The organism is Micromonospora sp. NPDC003776, from assembly GCF_053605645.1.
In genome coordinates this window covers 1-4,681 of the sequence record NZ_JBSGJR010000548.1, presented here as the reverse complement: position 1 = coordinate 4,681, position 4,681 = coordinate 1, and the positions used below count along the sequence as shown (strand labels likewise).

The 4,681-nt window shown below is 71.6% G+C and carries 4 protein-coding genes and 1 pseudogene; 2 read left to right on the top strand and 3 right to left on the bottom strand.

The window, feature by feature from the left end; all coding sequences use genetic code 11:
* The coding region (locus ACWEVO_RS30555) for a hypothetical protein (protein WP_452310930.1) at window positions 1-195 on the top strand (195 nt) is incomplete at its 5' end.
* Between the two features lie 25 nt (window positions 196-220).
* Here ACWEVO_RS30555 and ACWEVO_RS30550 read toward each other — a convergent pair.
* Entirely contained in the window at window positions 221-904 is a 684-nt protein-coding gene (locus ACWEVO_RS30550; RefSeq protein WP_452310929.1) for a hemerythrin domain-containing protein, read from the bottom strand.
* Window positions 905-1,176: 272 nt separating this feature from the next.
* Here ACWEVO_RS30550 and ACWEVO_RS30545 point away from each other — a divergent pair.
* A pseudogene (locus tag ACWEVO_RS30545) lies at window positions 1,177-2,022 on the top strand (AfsR/SARP family transcriptional regulator); the annotation flags it as partial.
* Between the two features lie 44 nt (window positions 2,023-2,066).
* On the opposite strand, the gene ACWEVO_RS30540 reads toward ACWEVO_RS30545, so the two are convergent.
* Complete coding sequence (locus tag ACWEVO_RS30540) at window positions 2,067-2,897, bottom strand: SDR family NAD(P)-dependent oxidoreductase (RefSeq protein ID WP_452310928.1); 831 nt, start codon at window positions 2,895-2,897, stop codon at window positions 2,067-2,069.
* Between the two features lie 89 nt (window positions 2,898-2,986).
* A complete protein-coding gene (locus tag ACWEVO_RS30535) occupies window positions 2,987-4,267 on the bottom strand; it encodes a lanthionine synthetase LanC family protein (protein WP_452310927.1) in 1,281 nt (426 codons plus the stop codon).
* Window positions 4,268-4,681: the final 414 nt, after the last annotated feature.

Sequence of the window (4,681 nt, the reverse complement as noted above, 5' to 3'; positions counted from 1 at the left end):
GCCGGGCGGTTCGCCGGCCTGGAGTGCGGATCGATCTCACTCGGCCCGGTGGACCAGACCCTCGCCGAACTCGCCGAAGCGCTGGGCGACCCGGCCGCCGCCGCGCACCGCGACGCCGGGCTCCGGCTGGCCCGCAGGGTCGGCGCCGTGCCGTGGAGCGACGAGTCGGCGTACGTGCCGGCGGCGGTGTGTTGAACCGGGTCACCGCCGCTCGGACGTGTCACCCGCCGAAGACCGTCGCCTCCCGGCGGCGGAAACCCGGTCGTAGCGCCACGAGCATCAGCCGCAGCACGGGTCCGGCGATCCTTCTCAACTCGTCCAGTTCCTCCGGGCGGGCGTACCGCTCGATCCTGGGCAGTTCGAAGCGTAACGCACCGCCCTTGCGGACCGCGCGCTCCACGGTGTTCCAGTCGGCCACGCTGACGTAGCGCCGGATCACCGGGAAGATCAGCCGCTCCTCCTCCTCGATGTGCTCGTCGAGGAGATCGCGCAGCTGAGCCAGGGCCGCGGCGAGACTCCCTGCGACGGTGCGTACCCGGCCCGCTTCTGACGAGCTCGCGGCGAACGCTTCGATCAGCTCGTCCGCCGCCGCCCGTACCTCGTCTAGGACCGGATCGAGTGCGGCGTGGTCGTCACTGAGCTCCCGCAGGTCGATCTCCGGGCCCGCCGAACGTTGCAGGACCGGCCAGAGGACCTCGTCCTCCATCTTGTGGTGGTGATGGATGCCGTCACAGAGCAGCCGCAGATACGTCCGCAGGGCCGTCGCGCGGCGATGGTCGTACGCGATCTGCCCGGCGGCCACGTGACTGAGCAGCTCGGCCAGCCGGCGCGTATCGGATCGCATGGTGCGGTGGTTGATCCGGAAGCCGATGAGGTTCGGTTCGGGGTCGGTGGTGGTGGCCATGGTCTCCTCCGGCCGCACTATTGGCGGCCTGTTCGGGATAGGGCCGGCCGTTGGCGGGCCGACCCGGTGCCGGCTACGGACGGCCGGCTCGCTCTCGTGCTTCGCAACTCTCGGGCACGACACCTGGCGATCACTTGGCGCCGACTTGGCGGACGCAGCCGACTGGACCGACGACGATGGGGCAGGCAGTTCTGCGGTCGGCCCATTAGACCGCCACCAGCCGCCAGCCCACCAAGCCAGCGTTAAGGGTTCGCCAACTCCGGCCCCGCCTCATGAGAGTCGCACTACATCTCTCAGCCGCAGCACACCGGAGGAACGAACACCATGAAGAACAGGCACGACGGGCCGCTGACGTGAGTATTCCCGGTAACTCCGCTGTCCGGGCGGGTCTGACGGTCGGGGTGCTCGGCCCGACCGTCGTGCGGCACAATGGCCGGGCCGTGGCAGTCGGCGGCCCGGCACCGCGTACGGTGTTGTGCCGACTGGTCATCGCCGAGGGCCGGTACGTGCCGATCGATGCACTGGTCGATTGCTTGTGGCCGCACGACCCGCCACCGAGTGCCCGGATCACCGCGCAGGGCTACCTGTCGGTGCTGCGCGGGGCGCTTGAGCCCGACCGGGCGCCACGGCAGCCTGGGCGGGTGCTCCTTCGCGACGGCGCCGCGTACGCGTTGCGGTTGGCGTCGTGCACGCTCGATGCCGACCGGTTCAGCGAAACGGCGGCCCAGGGACCGGACCTGCTGGCTAACGGTGACGCCCGATCCGCGCTGGCCCGGTTCGACGCGGCGCTCGCACTCTGGCGGGGGCGGGCGTACGCCGACTGCGCGGACCACGAGTTCGTGGTCGCGGAGTCGCATCGGCTCCAGGAGCTGCGCACCGGTGCGCGGGAACACCGCTTGGCCGCCCTGGTCGAGCTGGGCGCCATCGATACGGCCGTTGCGCAGCTCCGGGCGTTCCTCACCGAACACCCGCTGCGGGAGCGGGGTTGGGCGCTGTTAGCACGGGCGTTGTACCGGGCGGGCCGCCGAGGGGACGCCCTGGCAGTGCTGCGCGAGGCGCGAAACCGCCTAATGGACGAACTCGGCGTCGAGCCCGGACCGGACCTCGCCGAGCTGCACCGCGACATCCTGGACCAGACCCTCCGCGCGGCCGGTCCTGAAGATCAACCATCACGCTCCGGGCGGGAGGCTTCCTCAGGCAGTCGGACGCCGGTGAGCTCACCGCAGCGCGCCAGCAGTTCGTCCAAAAGCGCCGGGTCCATACTGGAACCGGACGGCCGCCAGTCGCGCTCGCTGAAGTAGTGCCCACTGACCAGGACGGCGGCGTCGGTGCCCACGGCCAAGCGCATCTGGGCCCGCGCGGCGTCGTCGGGACTCGTCGGCGCCGCGGCGCCGCCCATCCTGGTGCGCACCCAGCCGGGGTCGACCGCGTTGCTCAAGGTTCCGGGCCACCGACGGGCGACGGCGAACGCGAGCATCAAGTCCAGCAGCTTCGAGGTGGAGTACACCTCGACCCCGTTCCACGGACGGGTGTCGTATTGCAGGTCAGCGAGGTCAACCACACCATCTGCGGCCATCGCCGACGACACGAACACGAGACGTTCCGGCTGGGGAAGCAACGCCGTCAGCAGGTACGGCGCGAGAACGTTGACCTGGAAGGTCGACTCCAGCCCATCCCCGGTCAGCTCCCGCTCCGAGGCGTCCAGCCGGGCGATCCCCGCGTTGTGCACGATGGTGTCGAAGCGACCGAACGCGGCCAGCGACCCGGCGAGCGCGGCGGTCTCCTCGATCGAACGCAGATCGCCGACCGCGACCCCGGCCGCCGCCGGGAGCGCCGCCTTCGCGACCGCCGCCCGCTCCTCGTTGCGGGCATGCAGAACCACCTGATGTCCCCCGGCGACGAGTTGGGCCGCGGTTCGCAGGCCGATGCCGTCCACCGAGCCGGTGACAAAAATGTTGCGCATGCCGTTCCTTCCGTCGTTGTGCCGCTTCACCCTGACGCGACGGTTGGGAATCGATTGGAACCTCGTTGGCGACCGGCCCGGCGGGCAGGCTCCGTCCTGCCCGGGTTTCCGATGGTGGGTCACAGCCAGGGCAGGACGGGCGGCGTGGCGGGTGCGGCAAGCCGGGCGAGCCAGCCGACGATCCCGGCGGTGCCCTGCATGAAGCCGGGTTCCGGCGGAAGGTCCGGCGGGGTCCTGGTGTGCTCGGTGTTGGACCAGGTGACGCCGGTTGGGGTGGGGACGGCGCGGGCGAGGACGTCCGCGGCGAGCATGCTGGCCCAGGTGAGCAGGTCAGGGTCGGCGGTGGCCCGAAAGCGGTCGAGTAGCAGCTGCCCGACGCCGGCCGTGCCGCAGCATCGGGCGAGGTTGTCCCAGTAGCCCGGGTATAGCCGTTGTGGGATGCGGCTGTCGCGCAGCGCCCCCAGGCACGCGTCGACGGCCTGCCGCCAGCGGGGCTGCGGGTCGACGGTGTCGAGGAGGGTGAAGAGCCGCACGGTGCCAGTTGGGCCGTGGCACCAGCCGAAGTTGACCGGCGGGCGGTCCGGGCGGGGCGGAATCAACAGCGGCAGGGCCCAGCCGTCGGGGTGGCCGCCCAGGGCCAGGAGGCCGTCGGCGGCGCCGACGGCGGTGTCGAGAAGGTCGTCGCGGTGCAGGGCGTTGCCGGCGGCGGCGAGGGCGTAGGCGACGCCGGCGGTGCCGTGGGAGAAGCCGGGCATGAGGCGCTCGTGCCCGGCCAGCATGCGCCAGTGCAGCCCGTCCGGCCGATCCTCGGCGAGCCCCACCAACCCGTCGGCGATGAGATGGGCAGCCTGCACTACGGCACCGCTGGCGGCATTGTCGCAGGCGTCGACGAGGGCCAGCAGGATGCCCGCGTCGCCGGAGATGACGTCGGAGTACCGGGCCGGGCCCACGGGTCGCCGCAGAAGCCGTTCGGCGATCCGCGCCGTCACCGACGCGGCGGCGTCGAGGGCGGCCCGGTCGGCGGAGACCGCAGCCCAGGCACGCAACGCAACCGCGACCCCGGCCCAGCCGCCGAACAACCCGTCGTCCGGCATCGTGGCGGCGTCCGGCTCGTGCCCGGCAAGGTGCACCAGCCGGTCCCGGGCTCCCGCCGCGACCCGGTCGAGAGCCGAACCCGACGCAGTGGCATCAACACCACCCGTCGTCGCTTCGGCGCGACCGTCCGACATGGACAGCAGGCCCGCGGCCCTGGCCTCGGTGCAGCCGAGCAGCACCCCGGCGGTCCCGGCATACAGGTCGTCGAAGCGTTCGCCCGCCTTCAGCCAGGCCAGACCACCGTCGGCGGGCACCGCCACCGATTCGACCCAACTGAAGGCCCGCTGAACTACATCGACCGTCACCGACCCGATCCTGCCATCCGCCGCTGCGGGGTCCTCGTCCGTAACAATCCACGAAGCCGAGCGCAGGCGCATCGGCCGACCGGCACGGATTGCGGCCCACTGGCGGAGCCGCGGATATTCCGCGAGCCCGCCACTGGAAGTCACGATGTGCACCGCCCGCGGCCAGACGCCGTCTTCACCGTCCGCACGTACGCCACGACGGACGATAGAACCGGACCCGGTTAGTGCGTGCCTCCCGACACCGCACCCCAGGTCCGGTGGGCGAATGCGGGCCGAAGCCGCAGACTCGGTAGTCGCGGTCAGAGCCTCCTCGGGACATCAGGCGCCCAACTGCACCGTCAGGTACGCCGGGCCGTTGTGACTGTCCAGCTTCAGCGCGCCCAGCGGTGGGATGTCGACCGTGGTGCCGCCGCT